Raw genomic sequence first — 18,708 nt, 5'->3', positions numbered from 1 at the left:
TTACTTAGCTATGGACTTTTGACTCCTCAACATTTGCGTCAGGCGATCGCGTAAAAACACTTCTTGTTTGTTATCTTCTAGGGTTTGCGAAAGTATGATTGCTCTTTCGTAAAAATTACGAGCGGTTGGGTAGTTACCTAGCTGCTCGTATAATTTTGCGTAGGATTCAAAGGATTTTAATTCTTCGCGCAGATTTTGTAATTCTTGAGCGATGGTTAAACGCTGTTGTAGTAAATCAAAGGCGCGTTCATAGCGTCCTACGGCGCTGTGAGCTGTGACTAAACCATCAATGGCACGTAATTGGTTAGAGCGATCGCCTATAGTTTTGGCAATTCTCATAGCTGCGCCATAAGTACCAATCGTATCTTGATAATTGCCAGCCGCTAGGTAAGCATCGCCCAAGTTATTTAAAGTATTCATTTCTCCTGGTGCGTCCCCAGTCCGACGGCGGAAAATCAAAGCTGTTTCATAAAGTTTGATCGCCTTGTTGTAATCTCCCAGCCTAGCCGATACAAGACCCAAGTTACTCAAGGATAGTCCCTCACCATCAATATTTTTCACATTGTCAGCGATGGTGTAGGCTTCCTGAATTGTTTGTCCGGCGGCTGTGGCTTCACCTGCTTGTAGTAGCAACGTACCAAGATTATTCAGGGCGAAAATTTGTGATTGAAAGTCTTTAGTATCACGGGCGATCGCTAACCTTCGACGTAATGCGTCTTCTCCTTCTTTAAAACGTCCTAATTCAATATAAGCTTTTGCTAACAAATTATAAGTTAGACCTTTTGCCCTCAGGTCACCAATCAAGTGATAAATATCCAACGCTTGTAAACCAGAGTCAATGGCTTTGTCTGCATATCCAGCAGCATATTGTTGTTCAGCCATCTGTAATAATGAGTCTGCATCATCTCTAGATTGCCGTCCAATAGAACTATTGAAAGGACGATGGAGTTGTTGAGTAATATCAGCCGCACTGGCGGCTACAGGATGCAATAGGGAAGTCAAAATTAATAGGTAAAAACCAAACAACTGGTAGCTTTTGGCTTGAGTGCTAGGGAATAAATGCTGTTGTGTCATAAAACTTACCCAAGAAATTGCGGTTTTAAGTAAAAGCTGGCAGAAAAGTTTTATTATGTCAGCATGAAGACTAGCAGTTTACGCGTATATACTTAACCTATGACTTAACCAAATCTTCGCCCAAGTAGATAGTGCGGATGTCTGCGGGTAATTTGTCCTCTAGCATACGATAGCCTTCCTGGAGAAAATTGGCTACTTCAGCAGGTGTCACCTTTTCCCCTTCGGCTTGTAGATAAGCAGCAATGCGAGTTTCGCTCCAATGAAAGGTTTGCGCCATCAAGACCATCAATCGTAACATAGGGGGCAGTTGGTCTAATGCCTGTTCGACATAGCACCAAAGTGGTGGAGAAGTTGCTTGCAAAGAATAGTGAATGGCTTCAGTTGGGGGTAATTGAATTTCATTGATACAGTAAGCTGTGATGTTAATCAGCCAATTTTGCAAGGTCAACCCTTCTTGACCTGGAAGGGGATTTTTTAAATCCAGTCCACCGAGTTCGTAATAGATATGTCGCCAAGTCAGAGCAAAAAGATAATCAGCCTGTACAGGCGATCGCGCGGAATGTTGAATTAAAGTGTAGACTATCGGGCTGTAACGACAAAAAATCACCGTAAAGTACTTACCAGCATCGGGATTATGTTGAAACAGATCCAGCAATTCTTGGTCACTGTGATGAAACAGGGACTTTACCAGTGGGTGATTAGCTTCAGAAAAATGAGGAATTTGCATAAGTTTGGCCATTGATACTTGTTAAAATAAAGTTGCCAATAAGATTTTTGAGTCAGCCGTATAATATCTTGATGTAGGTCTGTTGAGAACGAAGACTCAGATTAGTTTAGTCTTGTACACTAGAACAAAGACCTCTTAGTTGAAGTCTTTATAGACAAAAATAAAAGCGACTCCCTTATATAATTTTTAATTTGTTCATGGTTATAGCAGCTAGTGTGATATCGTTCCGGCTTACCCCTGTTTTAGGCTCTTTTTTGCCCTCCTTGCCTCTAGATAGCCTGTTGTCAACCCAAGGCATCATGGTGATGCTCTTAGCAGCCTATGCTGGCGCTATGTGGCTATTCCTCACCAGTGCGCCCAAAGTGCATACTGTGATGGTGTCCGATCTAGAGATTGCCCGACAATTATACGAAGGGCTACTAGATTTACCAGCCGCAGAAGTACCACTGCACTACTACTACAACTACGAACAAACTATAGGCGCAACGGGCATAGATCCGCTATATATGTCCACCAGTCCTAGCTGGTCTGGCAAGTCAATGAGTAATGCCAGTGATGGACTGTGGTATCAATTAAAGAAGAATACCCAGCTACACGTCATTACAGGTGCAAGTTTGGGTGTAAAAAATCAGCAACGTCACGTTTGCTTTGACCGTGACTGCTTAGAAATGGTTTTAATGCGGGTAGAAACACGCGGTTTAAAATTCAAAATCCGTAACCAGAAGCCCTTAAACTTTTTAGTTAAGGATTATGAAGGGCGGATTATTGAAATAGCGGAAGTAGCTAATTAGTTATTAGTTATTGGTCATTTGTGAGAAATAAGGTGGGTTTGGCAAAACCATAACGCACCTTATTTTGTTTTTGTGAATAGTTATTCATCTGAGAAGTAGCGACTGAGAAAAATCTGCGGTGTTAAAATTGGAACTTCATTAAATTCTATCAACACTAGTAAATCTAAATCACCAGTAACAATTACTTGAGCATTAGCAGATAAAGCAGTTGCGAGTATGACCGCATCATCTGGATCTCGCAGTTGGGAAACTTCAATAGAAGTGATAATACATGAATTTGATAACTGTTTTATTCAAAAATGTTGAAAGCTGATACAAAACTTTACATAGTTAGTTACATTAACTCTATTAAGCCCAAAATATTCAACATAACATCATCTCTTCAAACCAATGAACATAACTGATTTTCTGACACATACAGGATTGTAAATAGCGGAATTTATCTAATAGTGTATGTCCCCATTGTTCGGGAATAGATACAAGCTGTAAAATCAGATATGCTATCAAGCTAACGTAGATTTGTATGGTGATACCATTAACATTTTTAGTAATTAATTTGTCAAGTTTTAAGTGCATCTTTAAAAATTTCCACAACAATTCAACTCCCCAACGTAATAGATAAATATCCCTAATATCATCATCACTAACAGTAGCCTCTCCATCTGCTGGTAAATTAGTTACTAACCGAAATTCAGTTTTTGTTTCTAAATCACAAAAATTAATTACTCTATAGGCTTGGGCATCATCAGATGCACCAACTTTAATTAATCCGCTTGACTCTTCAAATTCTAGTTTCCAGTTGTTTTTTATCCGCAGAACAAAATATTTGTTTTCTTGTACTAGTTCTTGAATAAACTTTAATCCGGCAAAGCCCCTATCCATTACCCCAACAGCATTTGTTGGTAAATTAGCTATCATTTTTGAACCAAACTTATAATCATGGTCATGTCCAAAGTTGATCAAGTTATCCTCTGGGCTTCCAGTAGCTAAATTTAGAGAACTAAAAAGTTTTACCTGATGATGACCCAGCACCCATAATAACTTACTAGTTAATGTAATAACTGTGGAATCAATCGGGCATATTGCATATTTATTATGGAGTTTATTCTCAGCTTTATTTTGGACTAATTTATTTAGTTTTTGGTAAATTTCTTGAAAGGGTTTTTGGCTTCGATGCAAATTTGCTTTAGAAAAAGTAGAAATATCTAACTCAAATCCTGTATTATTTAGCCTGGCAAATAAACCTCGCATACTTGTTAAGCTATTATCCAAGACGTAAGATAGCCAGAACTCAAAAAACAGACGACTGTTCAATACTGGATAATCATTTTTTGGCAATCCTTTCAGGATATCTTTGACAATTTTGGGAAATGAATTTATAATCACTGTGAAATCAAAATATTGTAATACCTAGCCCAAAATTAACATATCTTGGGCTATTTTTCTCATCTTTTTCTTAATATTCAACACTTCTGTGTTTTATTATAGAAAGCAACTCTTTTACACTTGTATTTAAAGTATTTATCCTTGCCTGAAACTTCTTACGCACAAGTATTTCTTCAACATCTGCAAGGATAGGCTCAGAAGTATAAATGGTGATTTTATTTGCTGCTGCTAAATCAAAAATTTTACCTGGGACACCACGCCAAAGTAAACCAGAAACCCAAACATTAACGTCTAAGACAACTCTCATTTTTTAGAGCGTCGTTCCCGTCGCATTTCTTTGACCATCTCACTAATTTCTTGCAGAGTAGGTTCATCAGCATCTACTCCTAACGTTGCGATTTTTTCTGATAATTCTGTCCAAGTCAATTGGTTACTCATTTTTTTGAACACAATTTCATCTTCTGTAACCAAAACTTCATATTCTGTCAAAGGCTGGAGTTTAGCCAACACCTCTGGCGGGATTTCGAGTTTGCCTTCAGCCGTCACTTTAGCAACAATATTTGTATTCATAGTTTAAATTTACCAGTTTTATAGATTTTATCTTTTTATCCCTCATATCACCAGATACCGCTAGGAAGTGCTATTAGTAGAAATGTCTCGATTGGATGAGTGATTGCAAAAAACTAGGATAGCGATCGCCTGACCAAATTAATAAAAATAGGGTGATTTAGTATTTTACCTAAATCACCCTTGAAATTTTATTTTCTACTTATTCCATCAACTCAATTGTTCATACTTGAATTTCCCTTTAATAAACTTATGGAAATATTGACCCTTAGACGGTGCATTATCTAATTCTTCCTTGACAGTAAGCGGTACTTTGAAATATTCGTAAACACTTCCACTATCAAACTCCATAGTCAGTGTTTGAGTTGTTGACTCATAGCGATATTCCTTAATAAAGCTGCCTTCGGGTTTGAGTAGAGGGAAAGCAATTACATCTCGAATGCTGGCAGAATCAGTTAATAACATGACTAACCGATCAATCCCAATACCTAAACCGCCTGTGGGTGGCATACCATATTCCAACGCAGTTAAGAAATCTTCATCTACACCTTGGGCTTCTAAGTCACCGGCGGCTTTTTTGGCTGCTTGGGCTTCCAAACGTTCTCTTTGGTCGATGGGGTCTGTTAATTCTGAGAAACTATTCGCAGTCTCCCGCCCGACTATGAATAATTCAAATCTTTCTACTAACCCAGGTTGAGAACGGTGAGGTTTAGCTAATGGCGAAATTTCTACAGGATAATCAATGACAAAGGTCGGCTGAATTAAGTTAGCTTCTACCTTTTCTTCAAATGCTAAATTCAGGATTTTTCCTATAGTTTGGGCTTCATCTACACCAGGAATTCCAGCATTTTTACTTGCTGATTTCGCTTCTTCTAGTGTTTGGAAAGAATGGAAATCCAAGCCCGTATATTCTTTCACTAAATCGTGCATTGTCACCCGTCGCCAAGGTGGTGTCAAATCTACCGTTTCGCCTTGGTAGGTAATTTGCAGCGTACCGAGTACATCTTGGGCAACAGTGGTGATAATACCTTCTGTTAGCGCCATCATATCGTTGTAGTCGGCGTAGGCTTGGTAAATTTCAATTGAGGTAAATTCAGGGTTGTGTCTGGTAGAAATTCCCTCATTGCGGAAAACGCGCCCCAACTCAAATACTTTTTCAAAACCACCGACAATCAACCGTTTGAGGTGGAGTTCTGTGGCAATCCGCAGATACAACTCCATTTCTAAGGTGTTGTGGTAAGTGATGAAGGGACGCGCATCAGCACCACCAGTTTCACTTTGCAAAACTGGGGTTTCAATCTCTAGAAAATCCCTTTGTTCCAAATAGCGGCGAATCCCAGCCGTAATTTGGGCGCGACGGCGGAAAGTTTGGCGGACTTCGGGGTTAACAATTAAATCAACGTAGCGTTGACGGTAGCGCTTGGCAACATCCGTTAACCCATGCCACTTGTCGGGTAGCGGCAGTAGGGATTTGGTGAGGATGGTATATTCTTTGACGTAAATCGATAACTCGCCCTTTTCAGTCCGTTTTATGGTTCCCTTGGCTCCCAGAATATCTCCTACATCTGTGAGTTGTTTGAGATGATTAAAAGCATCGGCATCAGTTTCTGCCATGCTTTCTTGGATACGATTTTTCTCTAAATAAAGCTGAATAGTGCCTGTTTCATCTTCCAAGGTGAAGAAAGCCAATTTACCGAAAACGCGACGCGCCATAATGCGTCCGGCAATGGCAACTTCTGTATCGACTTCTTCACCACTGGTTAAATCAGCAAATTTTTCTTGCAATTGGGCGGCGTGATGGGTAGACTCCCAACGGTAAGCGTAGGGGTTAGTTCCTAGCTGCTTGAGTTGTTCTACTTTCTCCAGCCTAGCGGCACGGATATCTTCTTCCGACATGGTAACGAACTATTCAGAGGGCAAGATTAATTATAAATAGGGATTAGGGATTAGAGAGTAGGGATTGGGAATTAGGGAAAAATTCTTATGATTTGTGGAGGTGGGGATTTGGAATTGATGCGATCGCTACAATTAAACTAAAATCAAGGCACTATGACGCAAACCAAAGTCCGCTTGTGGAACGTAGAAGAATATCACCGGATGTTAGCGGCCGGTATTATTGCCCCTGATGAACGAGTAGAACTGATTGCTGGGCAAGTAATTCCGATGAGTGCGAAAAATCCTCCCCATGCAGCCATAACTCTGTGTGCTTCTGATTATCTCAAGCGGCTGTTGGCGGGAGTTGCCTTAGTTCGTGTACAAGATCCCGTGCAGTTAAGCCAATACTCTGAACCTGAGCCAGATATTGCCACTGTTCGCATCGAGCCGCGTAAATACATTGACCACCATCCTACAGCTGATGAAGTATTTTTATTAATTGAGGTGGCAGATACAACCCTAGAGACAGATCGTAAACAAAAAGCACCTCTCTATGCCCAAGGTGGCATTAGTGAATACTGGATTTTAGATGTCAATAAATTTCAGGTTTATGTTTTCCGCGAACCAAATGGGGAGGCTTACACCCAAGAATTTATTTTAGAGGAGAATGCAACGTTATCTTTGGTTGCTTTTCCAAAAATAGACATCCAAATTAGTCAACTGTTTCCATGAGTTCGGCAACAAAATTTAATTATCGGGAATAAAGCCCACTTTCTCTTTGCTGAACCTAACAGCTAACTTCCTAGCTAAGACAAAGATTTCAGGCTGATATATGGATATATCTATGCAAAAGTATTGAACATCAGAAAAACTCTGTTGCAGGGTTTTATTTTTAATGAAACCGTATCAAATTGTTAACCTAATTCTGATATTTTAAAGAAGATTTACAAATATTTGCATTTCTCAACTGAATTTAAAGGAAAAATAGCGACGTGTATAACACCATTATCGGCACACCATTTAATGATCTGCTCGTTGGTACTGCGGTTGATGATCTAATAATTGCCTTACAAGGAAATGATCAAATCATTGGTAGTTTTGGAAATGATTTAATAGTTGGTGATACAGGAATTGATACTGTTGACTACAGTGAATTAGGTCAAGCTGTTACTTTACAAGCAACAGGTATTGTTCAAAAAGGCAGAGCCGGAACAGACACACTCAATGGGATTGAAACTATTATTGGTGCGAAAGGACAAGCCAATACAATAGATACTTCCACCACCACAGGTTCTACTACATCTGTTAGCGTTAATCTTTCCGCTAACAGTCTGATAGTGAATGGAGTTCCCACCATTGGCACATTGAATTTTACAGTGCAGAGGTTTGTAAATGTTATCGGTACTACACAAAACGATAGCATTATTGGTGATGACAACAATAACCTGCTAATTGGTGGTCAAGGTAACGACGAAATTTTTGGATTCAACGGTAATGACACCGTACAAGGTGGTGCTGGTGATGATGTAATAGGTGGAGGGAGTAGAAATAATCTTGCGACTTCCCGATTAGGTGATGGTAACGATATCGTACAAGGCGAGGGTGGTAATGATGTCCTGATCGGCGGTACTGGTAATGACACCCTTGATGGTGGTACTGACCTTGATACAGCCGACTATAGTAATTTAGGCACTGCGATCGCCTTACAAGCAACTGGTATTGTCAATAAAGGTGTAGCAGGTATAGATCAAATCCTCAACATTGAAACTATCATCGGTGCAACGCGTCAAGCCAACACCATTGACGGTTCTACCGGTACCAGTACAACCACATCATTTAACGTCAATCTCTCTACTAATAGTCTCATCGTTAACGGTGTTCCAGTCTTAGGCACACTGAACTTTAACGTTCAAAACTTTGTTAACGTCACTGGTACTTCCCAAGCTGACACCATAGTTGGTAATAACCAAAGTAACTTATTGATTGGTGGTAGAGGCAATGATCAAATCTCTGGTCTTGGTGGTAAAGATACCATCATCGGCGTTGATCCTAACAGTCTCCAACCAGGTATTAATGAAGTAGATACCCTAACCGGAGGAGCAGATCCTGATAAATTCGTCTTAGGAGATGCGAAAAATCCTTACTATGTAGGCGGTGGCGGTTTTGCTGGTTTGAATGACTTTGCCTTGATTACTGATTTTCAAACTGGTCAGGATCAAATCCAACTCAAAAAGCTAGACGGTTATATCTTCGGCAGTAATTATATTGCGATCGCCAGTCCATTCCTATTAGACAGCAGCAAAGCCTTCGATGATTCTCTGTTAGTTGCGACTGCAAATCAGATTGTGAAAGGCAATAGTGTCTACGATGCTTCTAGTCAGAGTGATTTGACATCCTCTTCTATATTTGCTCGTTTTGATATCATTTCCATCTTTTCCACTAGCTACAGCGTCAGCGACATCCACTTTGTCTAGAAAGACAATAGACAAAAGAATTGCCATCATTACTAATTCGTAATTAACGTGAGTCTCCGTCGGAGACTCACGTTAATTAGAGGTGGAAAACCACACTATGTTCTTAACCGAGAAGTATTGACTTGATTTGGACTTCTGGCTTTACTTGTTTCTGTTTGTTGTCATAGTTTTTACCATAATTCTTAATGTACTTACGTTTCTTAAATTTTGCTTCCTCATTTGGGACTTGCTGCAAAAATAGTGAAATAAAAAGCGATCGCCCCATCATATCCCAGCAAGCGATCGCTATTTTCCCAAAAGAGGCAGACAGACTTTAATTACTAACGCTTGGTACTGAATATTTAACTAAAAGCGCTTTCAGTTTCAGACTTGTCAATTGTTCTATAGCTTTAATCAGGTGTTGCTGTTCTGGTTGCAGTTCCAGGGAAAGCAAGGCTTGATTGAAGCTATGACCAGAATGTATTTGATGCCTCAGGGTATCACGTTGTGATATGCCCAACACTGCCTGGATTTCTTTATTTCTGCGTTGCAGCACAGATTGGAGTCGTTGGCGCTGCAAAGGAGTTAAATCCAAATCAGCAAAAGAAGGGTAGGTGGTAACTAAACTAGCAGCAGAGGCATAAATTGCTTTAGAGGGAGTATGAAATCCAAATGTTGCTGCCGAGGTAGTTACGGGCATAAGTACAAGCAGGGCAAGAATAGTGGCTAATACAGCTAGCCACTTTGGAAAGTTAATTGCCATAATCAGCAGTTTCCAGACGGAATTGGGTTATTTGTTGCCTGTTGTGCAGGTGTCAAGGTTTACATTTGAGATTCTCCCACTCTCCAAGGGATGATTTATCTAAAATGATCGCTCTCATGCTGAGGCTACACCTAACAGGGAAACAACGGAGTCTCTTAGATGACTGTTTTATGAAATCAGGGATTGGGGACTGGGGACTGGGAACTAGCATATATAGCCAATTACCAATTACCCATCACCCATCGCCATTATTCAGACCGTTTCATTTTGTTAATTTCTTGTTGTAATTCTTCAATTTGGCGGCGTAATCTTTCGGCTTCGGCTGTGGTGGTAGAGGCTTTCACGTCTACAGAACCAGAGGCAGGCGATCGCTGATAATTACCTTGGCGAATTTGTTGATATTCTGAGGATACTGCCCATTGTTGTAGGTATTGGACTCTTTCTACAGCGAACGGATGGCTTAACATCATGCCTTGAGCGCCGTTGTACATTAAGAATTTATACACTTGATTTAGCCCATCCTCATCTAACGCCTGATAATTTTCGGACTGCTTAATAAATTCTTGCAAACTGCATTCATTGGCATATTTACTGCTACCGCCAGAAATCTTCATCATTGACGATAAAACAGTATTTAGGTCATCAACCACCAACAGGGCGGCTCTATCTGCCGTTAACTCAGCCTTGCGCCGCCATTCAAAAAACGCATAAATTAAGGCTTGAGAGACAAAATTACCAATGCCAAAGGTTAATTCTCCTAAGGCAGAAGCCGCACTCATCGCCCACATCGCCATTTGAATTAGAATAGTATGACCACATTTAATATGCCCCAGTTCATGGGCTAACACCGCCCTAATTTCGGCTTCGTTGAGTAAGTCTAGTATCCCTGTGTTTATGACTATGTAAGGATTCTCTTGACCTAATGCGTAGCTATTTGCCTGAGGATTTTGTGAAACAAACAGTGTAGGTTCTGGATAAATATCCAAATCCCGCACACACTCCCGAAACATCTGGTAAATAGTGGAATATTGCCGAGGCCCTACTTGGATGGTGTTGCCCATTAGATAGACTAGCTGAGGGCGTTCGTAGACAAATTCCACAAATTTACGAGCAATCAAATCAAATCCTGGTAAATTTCGCAAAGCTTGCTCGGCTTGGCGATCCAGTGGATGTCTGAAGGCTTCGCTGGAAATTCCTGTGTAAGTTGGCATAATTCAGGGTAATGGGTTAGTGGTCAGTAGTCAGTAGTTAGTGGCCAGTATGAATGCAACTGACAACTGACAATTAACAACTGACAAAAGAGATAATAGAAATGGGGCTATTGGCAATTAAAGTCATTTTGTATGGGATGGAAAGCGTGTGATTGAAGCAGAAGTTCATTTGTCATTACATAACTTTTTGCGATCGCAGGCGGGTTTCCCTTCCTGGCCCCATCATTTAACGATGGCAAGGTTGGTAGCACGCGCCTTGCGTCTGGGACGTAGCGCCTTAATTCAAGTAGGGGCTGTTTGTGGCTATCAAGGACGGTATCGCACAAGTTTTATTGCCTCCGCTCTGATGTGGCATGGCCCTGTAATTATTGTTGCCACAGAAACAGTGCAACAACTACTACTGCGAGTCGAAATTCCTCGTTTACAGCAGTGGCTACAAGTCAATAAACCAATCAGAACAGGTGACGTTTGGCCTAACCCTGAGTTCCAAGGAATACTTCTAACTTCCCCAGAAGCTTGGCTAAAAGGACAGCTAACATCTGCTGATAATTTCCCCCAAGGTATACCCACCATAATTGATGGAGTCGATGATTTAGAAGATTGGGTACGTGATCAGCTGACTAGAGATATTCAACCCCAAGACTGGGATCAACTTATACTAGCCTGCCCCGAACAAGCTGAAACAATCCGGGCTGCAAGAATTGAATTGACCAGTGAACTGTTCAAGCATCCAGCAAATCCCTATGAGTGCTATTTAATCTCCCAGTCAGAAACTGATATTTTAACCAAACTCTACACGGTTTTAGAATCAGCATCAGGTGTACCAGAAGTATGGCAGCAATTCTGGCAGCAATTACCCAGCGAGCAAAATCATCCCCCCTCATCCTCTCCACTCCTCTTCTGGGCAACAATCGCCCGTCGCCAAGGTTTATTTTCATTACATTACGCACCAATCGAATTAGGAGAAATTCTTGCACCTATTTGGCAACGACAGCCAGTAGTCCTCATTGGCAGCGCCTTAGAGCCAGAAACCGAGGCTCCTTTGTTTCAAGAGCGTCTAGGTTTAGATGATTTAACCTGCTTAAAATTCGCTTCTGATAGCCAATCAGAGGCAATTCAACTCTACATACCTTACAAGTTACCTCTACCTAATACACCAGAGTTTCAAGCCGCATTCATTCACAAGGTGCGGACTTTAGTCTGTCTAAGTGCTACTGCACCAGGATTGACGGTGTTGCTTGTAGGAGATGTGCCATTAAAGGCACAGGTGGGAGCAATTTTAGCCTCAGAATTTGGTTCGAGGGTACAGGTAGAAAAAACCTGTCTAGATGAAAATGGTATTTTGGTGAGTGGTTGGGAATTTTGGCGAGAACATCAGGCTGTCTTACCTGCGCCTCAACTGTTAGTGATTGCAACTTTACCCTTACCATCTTTAGAACACCCTCTAGTGGCTGGTAGAGTAGCTCACTATAAGCGATCGCATCAAGATTGGTTTCGTTTATTTTTATTACCAACTGCCTTAAATGAACTACAAAGAGCCGTAGCCCCCGTGCGTGAAAATCAAGGCATTGTCGCTTTACTCGATAGTCGTGTCGTCAACCGTAGTTATGGTTCTCAAATCCTCAATGTCCTCAGCCCTCTAGCACGCCTTAACTATCTCGATCCCAGCCTGTTTGCCCCCAGTGGTGAAGAAAATTCAGCCTAGCATCAGTCTATTGAAGGTTGACTGCTGACTGATGTAGAGATGTTGCAGTGCAACCTCTCTAATAACTAATGACCATAAGTATTAAAGTAAATTTATAGCCTAGACTAAATCGTGAATCTTAAACTATGGGTGAAGCAAAACGTCGTAAAACAACTATGGGAGAACAGTACGGGCAAGACACCCGCATCTTATCTTGGGTTCCCATCACTAAATCTCAAGCTGAACTATTCGTTAGCTGGACTACTCGCGGTGCTTGGGTAGGAATCGGTGTAATGGTTGTTGCTTGGGTAACTATCCGTTTTATCGGGCCGGCTTTTGGTTGGTGGCAAGTAGCCGCCTAAAATTTCTGTCAAAAGATCGGGAAAGGGTGTATGTGTCCAAAATCCTTACACCCCTACATCGCCACACCCCTGAACCCTTACACCCTCTCACAGCAAATAGTCCTGTTCCACAAGAGATCAAGTGATCAGGCACACTTTAGCCAGTTCTATTGCTTTTTAAGTTCTGTATCTATAACTCTCGCTAGAGTGACTTACTGTTAGTCTTGAATATGATTGGCTACAGAGTTTTAGGAGGCTCGACATTCTTAAAGGAAATCTGTTCTATCTGCAAAGGGGATATTTGTGATCTACTTAATTTTTTTTAACGTTTAGAGCCTAAAAAAATACTGCCGAAATGGCAACACACTTATCTTTAGTTTAGTTATGCTCGGTCTTATGCCTATAGATATTCGGGCTGTAGTTATCTTTTCCTGAAGTGTAATCAACCCCCCCTACTATATTTGGCCATTACGCCTTCATTTTCACTCTAAAGCTTGCGCCCTCATCCATTTAACTCTATAAACCCAGGAGGGGTTGAATTGGGTGCAGCAAAATCTAGTAACAATCCGCAGTAAGAAAAACCGTAATTTTACTGTATAACAACTCTGTAGAGAACATTAACTAGGCTGAAAAACTGTAATAATCACGAATGAACCACATTTAGTATAAAAGTGCAATCCGTGATTTTTCTATAGTTGACTAAGGTTAAATCTGAGTTAATCTTGATGCCATCACTGCTAACAATCACAAAATCAGATTGAAGTTTGTAAATTTATTATTAATTTTTTTAACTCTGTCTGATGTGTTGATTCTGCAAACTGAATTGTTTGATACGGCAGGATGTGGAGTTTTCTCTTACCCTGAGCAAGGTAGTCAATTAACGACTTCAACAAATGTCTTAGTAATTGTAATGGATAGTTTACAATACCAATGGGTGAGAGAATCTAAAGAAAATATAAAAGAGACTAAAATGACTGTGGTGTCTGGAGGACAAAAGTGTTTCTAAGACTAGCTCATCAACATCGGCAGTTTGTTCAAGACTTGGTAATGAACCTCCAAGCCTTGGCAATTGTACTCGAACGGCGTGGATATCCTGCCTCTTGTTATACCTGCGGCGACCAAATGAACAGTGCTTCGTTCATGGTCAGCTTGGGTAATAATCATTTGATACGATTCCTAGTATCTGACTATGGGATCACTTGGACAGAGATGCGAGACGATCGCGAATTGATGAAATTGGAAGGTGCAGAGGCAATTAACCAGTTACAAGAACTAGCAAATCTTGTGAAGCAACCTACGCCAGTTAGTTCCGGGAACAAGGCGTTGGCAAAACGAGGTTAAAAATTTCTGTACATATAGTTTTAATAGTCAATTTTTCATTGAAAATTGATTAAATCTCACCCAAAAACTTAGTGATTCAGACTTGGCTGGCAATTCTTAGCTATCTATATTTACTCTTGCGTAATTAATTTAGCTAATTGCTGCACTCTATACTGTGTGCTGAAGCCCGAATAATTCGTAATTAAACAACCTCCATACAGGGACAATGGAGCATCAATTCTCTACCTTAAAGTAAATTTACGAATTACGAATTATTCTACAAGCCATTCCCAATCAAAATGAAAGATGCCCAGTAGTAGGGGTGATGAAAGTTACCCTTGGTGGCTACAGGGATGATGTGATTGGTTGACTCTATATCTCTAATTAAAGCTGTTTGAGCTTGCCGTAAAGCTACGGTTTTAGTTACTTTGCCTGTAGATAATTTGTGATAAAACATACTCATTAATGCTTGAGTGCCACCATCATCTACAGCCCAAAGCGAGGCCATAGCTGCCTTTGCGCCGGTTTTTTGTATCTGATAACCAAAGCCTAAAATTTCTTGACCATCGCTCAACTTACCACCTGAAGCAGATTCACAGGCGCTCAAAACTGCCAAATCTACATGAGGTAGTGACCATGTGGCAATATCTGACAGATTCACGCGATCGCCATTACCAAATAAAATAAATGAATCTTGTGGTTTACCGACCACAAAGGCTGCATGAGTTGCTAGATGGACAATCGTATAATCATCCATCTGTGGTACTGTAACTTGCGGCTGGTCTTGTTGGGAATTGAGGATTGCTTGTTTATTTGGCGTTGCATATTTGCGGGATGAATTTAGACTTCTCGACAAAGCTGAAAGTCGATTCTACCCTTCTCCTTCGGAGACGCTAACGCGAACGGGAACGCCAAGGGCGAATGCGCCTTTGCACCTACCCTTAGGGTTCCGCCTTAGCAGTATGCGTGAGATAAAAATCATCCCATCAATCAGCAACGCTTTTTATTTAATGTTTCAATTGGCGATAGTTGTTCGCGTTGTGTCTCGGAGATAAGCCCTGCCTTTCCTATAGAAAGTTCTAGTGTAGGCGATCGCTGATTTTTCTGAACTAATATCTCATGTTTTTCTCGGTAATTAAATAAATTTACCTCTTGAATTGGTGATTGTACTAATCCAGAATTGAATAGAAAAATTATAGGTGAAACCAAAGTACTGAAATAACGCAGATGAAACTGCATAACCACGCACTCCTTTTATCTAGGAGTTTAAACCTTATGAATTGAATAAATTCAACAATGCGACGCTTTTTTATGTTATTCCAGACTTGGAAAAACTTAAGTTGCTCAAAAACAAGAAGATGTCTGACGAACAATCAAACCAATCCCAATTACCACCAACCAACGCCATCGAAGTTTCATCATTACGTCAGTTTGATAGTTGGTTTGAGTATCCGGTGAGAGTTCATCCCCACCATACTGACTATGCAGGTATTGTTTGGCATGGTACCTATTTAACTTGGATGGAAGAAGCCAGAGTAGAATGTTTGCGTTCTATTGGCATTGAGTTTGCTGATTTAGTTGCCTTAGGCTGTGACTTACCTGTAGTAGAACTTTCTATCCGCTATCATCGTTCAGTTCAGCTAGGTATGGCGGTGGTGGTAAAAGCGCGGATGATAGATGTGACTGGTGTCCGGATCAACTGGGATTACGCTATTGTCTCCACTGATGGACGGCAACTATTTGTTACTGCCAAAGTGACATTAGTGGCCTTGGATAGAGATAGGGGTAAGATCATGCGTCAGTTACCCAGCAACGTCAAGGATGCTTTGGCAAAGGTGTCTGCCTTACACAATAACTAATCGGGGATTGGGGATTGAGAATCCAAGAGGTTGTACACTCTTGATATTTGTGGAGTCAAACATTTCTATCTCATACCCTCCCTGCCAATACAAAAAGAGCAACTCAGTTAAAATGGTGTCTTTACTTGTAAGTGAATTATTTTTCCTGAGTGTGGATGCAGAAAGCAGAGTTCTCTAGCGTGCAAATGTAATCGATTTGCTTTAGCAGTGCAACCATAAAAGCGATCGCCCAAAATTACCACCCCCAATCCTTGCACATCTGACGCATGAACTCTTAATTGATGGGTGCGTCCGGTGAGTGGTACAAATTCTACGCGGGTGTAATCTCCTTCCCTGGCGATCGCCCGAAAGTTTGTCACGCTAGGTTTACCACGTTGCCAATCAACTTGCTGATAAGGTCGATTCTCTGGATCTCCCCACAATGGTAAATCAATTATCCCAGTCTCTGTGCTGACAACGCCGGCAAGTATGGCTTCATAAACCTTATGAACTTGTCGCTGTTGAAACTGCTGGCTAAGTTGACGATAAGTTTGCCTGTCTCTTGCCAGTAAGAGAATACCAGAGGTATCTTGATCTAAGCGATGCACAGCAGCAAGCATTGTTTCCTGAGTTAACAAACGGCGCAAACGGCTAAGAACGCTATCTTGGGTATCAAAATAACGACCAGGAACTGATAACAACCCCGCAGGTTTGTTCACCGCAATCAGCCATTCGTCCTCATAAATCACATTAATTTGTTCTTTGTCAAAGTTTGAGTCAGGTTTCAAACCCGACAACAAAAATCCTATCAACGGCTGACAACGTTCCATGCAAGCGCCATAAAACTCACCCTGAATTTTATCTTGACAGGATGAACCCCACCAAAATTCAGCCATTGCTAAAGGTTTCAGTCCATGCGTGGCTGCATAGTGTAAGAGTTTTGGCGCACAACAGTCTCCCGTTCCTGTAGGTAAGCCATTCGGCATCAATTGCTGTAATGATACAGATTGCCCTAAAAAATTCATCAGGGAGTAAGCAGCGTGCATTTGCACCTGTAATTGCCGAGATAGGGCTTTCCGCTTTTGCTTGAGGTGTTGTATTTTAATATTTGCTGAGGCGATCGCTTCTTGTAATGGTTGCAGAACTGTGTCTCGTTCTTGCTTGAGTCGCCGTCGTTCAATTCCATCCTGACGACTTTCTTCATCAAGCTGTTCTAAAGTAGTAGTGAGGGTTGCTGGTGAAATAGTTTCGTCTATTAGCTGACGTTGTTGTTGTCGTTGAGATTTGCGATAACGATGGCGATCGCTCATTGCTTGCAACTGCTGCTCAAACTCTCTAGAAAGAGTTTCGTACTCTTGTCTTTGTGGTAGTTGCTTGAGGGTAATCAATTCCTGCTTAATAGCATCTAACTCAGCTAAAGTATGCTCCTCTTGTATAGCAACTTGTTCTCTTCCCGGAATTGGTGGAACCCAGCCATCAAATACATTTTGTCCGTTTAGCGACCCAGAGAAAGCTTTAAGTACTCGTCTTTCACCCGTGGGTATTTCAACTAGCAATATGCCATACATTTTACCTTCACGGGAATAACGTTCATCCTTAGCAAGGTATTGCATTAAACTATGAGCGATCGTCTCTACTAAAGCAGTACGAGGCAGCCTTAATAAATCACCAGATTGCAGACAATACCCTTCATACCAATAGTTAGCTGATAAGTCATCATCGGTCAAATCATATTCAATAAAATCTGACAACGGGTGTAGAACCTCTGTAAAAGGCATGATGGGAGATATAGCTGACTCTTGGCAGATGATGATTTTATATTTTATGGTGTGCTGGGGCGATCGGCTCTCCCTTAGGTATCTATTACGCCAACCTCATCCCAGTTGATGATCAAGGAATTTCCTAATAGTTTTAATCTTCCCCTAACAATATTATTCAATTCTTGCACGGAGTGCAGAATTAGGGAAAAGAGCTTGGAATCCTGCTTGGCGCTCATCTAAATCTTCCTGGCTATAATCCCAAAGGCTACGGTAGTAGAAAAAAGCTACCCCCAAGCCCCGTTCTCTCGTAGTCCGCACTTGAGATTTAATTTGTGACATAGGAACAGCATTATTGCGTAATCCTGTCATAATTCCAATGCCAGTTGGTATTAATTTTTGTGCTTCTTGAATTTCTGGACGAGAAATAGTAGAAATAAAACTTTGTAGGTTAGGACGATATACTTGCACAATTAGCTCATCAACAATCTTGAGACGTATCCAAGCAAGCCAATCTTGTAGCTGAGACTTGTAGGCAAAATCGTAATAATTGGGAGCTACCGAGAAAATTATCTTAGGTTTTCTCGCTTTTACAGCTTGGTTTAGCTTCACCATAAACGCTGTAATCTTATCAGAACGCCAGCGCACCCATGCTGGATCTTGATGATTAGCTGGAGGTGCATTTTTGGTCTCTTTAGTATACAAAGAAATTGTATATTTATCGTAACCAAATTCATGAGGCAAACTCATGTGATCATCGAACTGTATACCATCAACGTCATAATTGGTCACAATTTCCAATACAAGGTCAGTAATCAAACGTTGTACTTGTGGGTGGAAAGGATTAAGCCACACCACCTCACCAGCAGCACTAATTGAAGTTTGTCCACCATTACGCTTTTTTGTTAACCACTCTGGATG

The 18,708-nt window shown here is 41.0% G+C and carries 21 protein-coding genes and 1 pseudogene (1 of these 22 only partly in view); 9 read left to right on the top strand and 13 right to left on the bottom strand.

Going from position 1 to position 18,708, the window contains the following annotated elements; all coding sequences use genetic code 11:
- On the bottom strand, positions 1 to 1,074 hold the full coding sequence (locus GSQ19_RS21590; RefSeq protein ID WP_011319889.1) for a tetratricopeptide repeat protein: 1,074 nt from the start codon (positions 1,072 to 1,074) through the stop codon (positions 1 to 3).
- Positions 1,075 to 1,171: 97 nt separating this feature from the next.
- Positions 1,172 to 1,801, bottom strand: coding sequence for an RNA polymerase sigma factor (locus GSQ19_RS21585; protein WP_185478973.1), 630 nt, complete (start codon positions 1,799 to 1,801; stop codon positions 1,172 to 1,174).
- Between the two features lie 197 nt (positions 1,802 to 1,998).
- Between GSQ19_RS21585 and GSQ19_RS21580 the strand changes: the two genes are divergently transcribed.
- Positions 1,999 to 2,592 carry a hypothetical protein gene (locus GSQ19_RS21580; protein WP_011319887.1) on the top strand — a complete coding sequence of 198 codons (594 nt, stop codon included), beginning with the start codon at positions 1,999 to 2,001 and terminating at the stop codon, positions 2,590 to 2,592.
- A gap of 80 nt (positions 2,593 to 2,672) precedes the next feature.
- Here GSQ19_RS21580 and GSQ19_RS30080 read toward each other — a convergent pair whose 3' ends face one another.
- The 5 genes from GSQ19_RS30080 to lysS form a co-directional block, all read right to left on the bottom strand.
- On the bottom strand, positions 2,673 to 2,810 hold the full coding sequence (locus GSQ19_RS30080) for a hypothetical protein (RefSeq protein WP_235622536.1): 138 nt from the start codon (positions 2,808 to 2,810) through the stop codon (positions 2,673 to 2,675).
- A 145-nt stretch (positions 2,811 to 2,955) separates the two neighbouring features.
- A complete protein-coding gene (locus tag GSQ19_RS21570; RefSeq protein ID WP_011317149.1) occupies positions 2,956 to 3,978 on the bottom strand; it encodes an IS4-like element ISAva3 family transposase in 1,023 nt (340 codons plus the stop codon).
- A 70-nt stretch (positions 3,979 to 4,048) separates the two neighbouring features.
- A complete protein-coding gene (locus GSQ19_RS21565; protein ID WP_011319886.1) occupies positions 4,049 to 4,285 on the bottom strand; it encodes a putative toxin-antitoxin system toxin component, PIN family in 237 nt (78 codons plus the stop codon).
- Entirely contained in the window at positions 4,282 to 4,548 is a 267-nt protein-coding gene (locus tag GSQ19_RS21560; protein WP_011319885.1) for a hypothetical protein, read from the bottom strand. Before GSQ19_RS21560 ends, GSQ19_RS21565 begins: the two co-directional genes overlap by 4 nt.
- Positions 4,549 to 4,755: 207 nt before the next feature.
- Positions 4,756 to 6,441, bottom strand: a complete 1,686-nt coding sequence (gene lysS, locus GSQ19_RS21555) for a lysine--tRNA ligase (protein ID WP_011319884.1) — start codon at positions 6,439 to 6,441, stop codon at positions 4,756 to 4,758.
- A 153-nt stretch (positions 6,442 to 6,594) separates the two neighbouring features.
- Here lysS and GSQ19_RS21550 point away from each other — a divergent pair, with 153 nt between their 5' ends.
- The 3 genes from GSQ19_RS21550 (at position 6,595) to GSQ19_RS30305 (ending at position 9,211) form a co-directional block, all read left to right on the top strand.
- Entirely contained in the window at positions 6,595 to 7,152 is a 558-nt protein-coding gene (locus GSQ19_RS21550; RefSeq protein WP_011319883.1) for a Uma2 family endonuclease, read from the top strand.
- Positions 7,153 to 7,412: 260 nt separating this feature from the next.
- On the top strand, positions 7,413 to 8,894 hold the full coding sequence (locus tag GSQ19_RS21545; RefSeq protein WP_011319882.1) for a calcium-binding protein: 1,482 nt from the start codon (positions 7,413 to 7,415) through the stop codon (positions 8,892 to 8,894).
- A gap of 185 nt (positions 8,895 to 9,079) precedes the next feature.
- Positions 9,080 to 9,211 carry a hypothetical protein gene (locus GSQ19_RS30305; RefSeq protein ID WP_255449108.1) on the top strand — a complete coding sequence of 44 codons (132 nt, stop codon included), beginning with the start codon at positions 9,080 to 9,082 and terminating at the stop codon, positions 9,209 to 9,211.
- Here the strand turns inward: GSQ19_RS30305 and GSQ19_RS21540 are convergent.
- Together GSQ19_RS21540 and GSQ19_RS21535 are read right to left on the bottom strand one after the other, a co-directional pair.
- A complete protein-coding gene (locus tag GSQ19_RS21540) occupies positions 9,208 to 9,636 on the bottom strand; it encodes a hypothetical protein (protein ID WP_011319881.1) in 429 nt (142 codons plus the stop codon). The two genes, GSQ19_RS30305 and GSQ19_RS21540, sit on opposite strands and share 4 nt — an antisense overlap.
- Positions 9,637 to 9,884: 248 nt before the next feature.
- Complete coding sequence (locus tag GSQ19_RS21535) at positions 9,885 to 10,847, bottom strand: M48 family metallopeptidase (RefSeq protein ID WP_011319880.1); 963 nt, start codon at positions 10,845 to 10,847, stop codon at positions 9,885 to 9,887.
- 148 nt (positions 10,848 to 10,995) lie between these two features.
- Here GSQ19_RS21535 and GSQ19_RS21530 point away from each other — a divergent pair, with 148 nt between their 5' ends.
- From GSQ19_RS21530 to GSQ19_RS21515, 4 genes are all read left to right on the top strand, one after another.
- Entirely contained in the window at positions 10,996 to 12,552 is a 1,557-nt protein-coding gene (locus tag GSQ19_RS21530) for a helicase C-terminal domain-containing protein (RefSeq protein ID WP_011319879.1), read from the top strand.
- Between the two features lie 125 nt (positions 12,553 to 12,677).
- Positions 12,678 to 12,893, top strand: a complete 216-nt coding sequence (locus GSQ19_RS21525; protein WP_011319878.1) for a DUF2839 domain-containing protein — start codon at positions 12,678 to 12,680, stop codon at positions 12,891 to 12,893.
- A gap of 736 nt (positions 12,894 to 13,629) precedes the next feature.
- Positions 13,630 to 13,878, top strand: coding sequence for a hypothetical protein (locus tag GSQ19_RS21520; RefSeq protein WP_011319877.1), 249 nt, complete (start codon positions 13,630 to 13,632; stop codon positions 13,876 to 13,878).
- Complete coding sequence (locus GSQ19_RS21515) at positions 13,869 to 14,213, top strand: DUF1815 family protein (protein ID WP_010998217.1); 345 nt, start codon at positions 13,869 to 13,871, stop codon at positions 14,211 to 14,213. The genes GSQ19_RS21520 and GSQ19_RS21515 overlap by 10 nt, the downstream gene beginning before the upstream one ends.
- Positions 14,214 to 14,469: 256 nt before the next feature.
- On the opposite strand, the pseudogene GSQ19_RS21510 reads toward GSQ19_RS21515, so the two are convergent.
- Together GSQ19_RS21510 and GSQ19_RS21505 are read right to left on the bottom strand one after the other, a co-directional pair.
- A pseudogene (locus GSQ19_RS21510) lies at positions 14,470 to 14,970 on the bottom strand (CHAT domain-containing protein); the annotation flags it as partial.
- Between the two features lie 212 nt (positions 14,971 to 15,182).
- The gene (locus GSQ19_RS21505) at positions 15,183 to 15,431 is read right to left on the bottom strand and encodes a hypothetical protein (protein WP_041456255.1); all 249 of its coding nucleotides are present in this window, start codon (positions 15,429 to 15,431) and stop codon (positions 15,183 to 15,185) included.
- A gap of 119 nt (positions 15,432 to 15,550) precedes the next feature.
- Here GSQ19_RS21505 and GSQ19_RS21500 point away from each other — a divergent pair, with 119 nt between their 5' ends.
- Positions 15,551 to 16,051, top strand: a complete 501-nt coding sequence (locus tag GSQ19_RS21500; RefSeq protein ID WP_011319874.1) for an acyl-CoA thioesterase — start codon at positions 15,551 to 15,553, stop codon at positions 16,049 to 16,051.
- 107 nt (positions 16,052 to 16,158) lie between these two features.
- On the opposite strand, the gene GSQ19_RS21495 is transcribed toward GSQ19_RS21500, so the two are convergent.
- Both GSQ19_RS21495 and GSQ19_RS21490 read right to left on the bottom strand, forming a co-directional pair.
- Positions 16,159 to 17,808 (bottom strand): RluA family pseudouridine synthase, encoded by a 1,650-nt coding sequence (locus tag GSQ19_RS21495; RefSeq protein ID WP_011319873.1) that lies wholly within the window; start codon positions 17,806 to 17,808, stop codon positions 16,159 to 16,161.
- A gap of 153 nt (positions 17,809 to 17,961) precedes the next feature.
- On the bottom strand, positions 17,962 to 18,708 hold the 3' portion of the coding sequence (locus tag GSQ19_RS21490; protein ID WP_011319872.1) for a glycoside hydrolase family 10-like protein. Its footprint extends 546 nt past the window's final position; 747 of the gene's 1,293 nt are visible here — the last part of the coding sequence; its start codon lies beyond the right edge, outside the window; its stop codon occupies positions 17,962 to 17,964.

This window comes from Trichormus variabilis 0441 (assembly GCF_009856605.1).
GTDB lineage: Bacteria > Cyanobacteriota > Cyanobacteriia > Cyanobacteriales > Nostocaceae > Trichormus > Trichormus variabilis.
The sequence above is the reverse complement of the archived record's forward strand: the minus strand, read 5'-3'. Positions and strand labels throughout refer to the sequence as shown.

Bases quoted from the DNA above. Each gene is read 5' to 3' on its own strand.
- GSQ19_RS21590 (WP_011319889.1), bottom strand. From the start codon at position 1,074: ATGACACAACAGCATTTATTCCCTAGCACTCAAGCCAAAAGCTACCAG.
- GSQ19_RS21585 (WP_185478973.1), bottom strand. From the start codon at position 1,801: ATGCAAATTCCTCATTTTTCTGAAGCTAATCACCCACTGGTAAAGTCC.
- GSQ19_RS21580 (WP_011319887.1), top strand. From the start codon at position 1,999: ATGGTTATAGCAGCTAGTGTGATATCGTTCCGGCTTACCCCTGTTTTA.
- GSQ19_RS21565 (WP_011319886.1), bottom strand. From the start codon at position 4,285: ATGAGAGTTGTCTTAGACGTTAATGTTTGGGTTTCTGGTTTACTTTGG.
- GSQ19_RS21560 (WP_011319885.1), bottom strand. From the start codon at position 4,548: ATGAATACAAATATTGTTGCTAAAGTGACGGCTGAAGGCAAACTCGAA.
- lysS (WP_011319884.1), bottom strand. From the start codon at position 6,441: ATGTCGGAAGAAGATATCCGTGCCGCTAGGCTGGAGAAAGTAGAACAA.
- GSQ19_RS21550 (WP_011319883.1), top strand. From the start codon at position 6,595: ATGACGCAAACCAAAGTCCGCTTGTGGAACGTAGAAGAATATCACCGG.
- GSQ19_RS30305 (WP_255449108.1), top strand. From the start codon at position 9,080: ATGTACTTACGTTTCTTAAATTTTGCTTCCTCATTTGGGACTTGCTGC.
- GSQ19_RS21540 (WP_011319881.1), bottom strand. From the start codon at position 9,636: ATGGCAATTAACTTTCCAAAGTGGCTAGCTGTATTAGCCACTATTCTT.
- GSQ19_RS21535 (WP_011319880.1), bottom strand. From the start codon at position 10,847: ATGCCAACTTACACAGGAATTTCCAGCGAAGCCTTCAGACATCCACTG.
- GSQ19_RS21525 (WP_011319878.1), top strand. From the start codon at position 12,678: ATGGGTGAAGCAAAACGTCGTAAAACAACTATGGGAGAACAGTACGGG.
- GSQ19_RS21505 (WP_041456255.1), bottom strand. From the start codon at position 15,431: ATGCAGTTTCATCTGCGTTATTTCAGTACTTTGGTTTCACCTATAATT.
- GSQ19_RS21500 (WP_011319874.1), top strand. From the start codon at position 15,551: ATGTCTGACGAACAATCAAACCAATCCCAATTACCACCAACCAACGCC.
- GSQ19_RS21495 (WP_011319873.1), bottom strand. From the start codon at position 17,808: ATGCCTTTTACAGAGGTTCTACACCCGTTGTCAGATTTTATTGAATAT.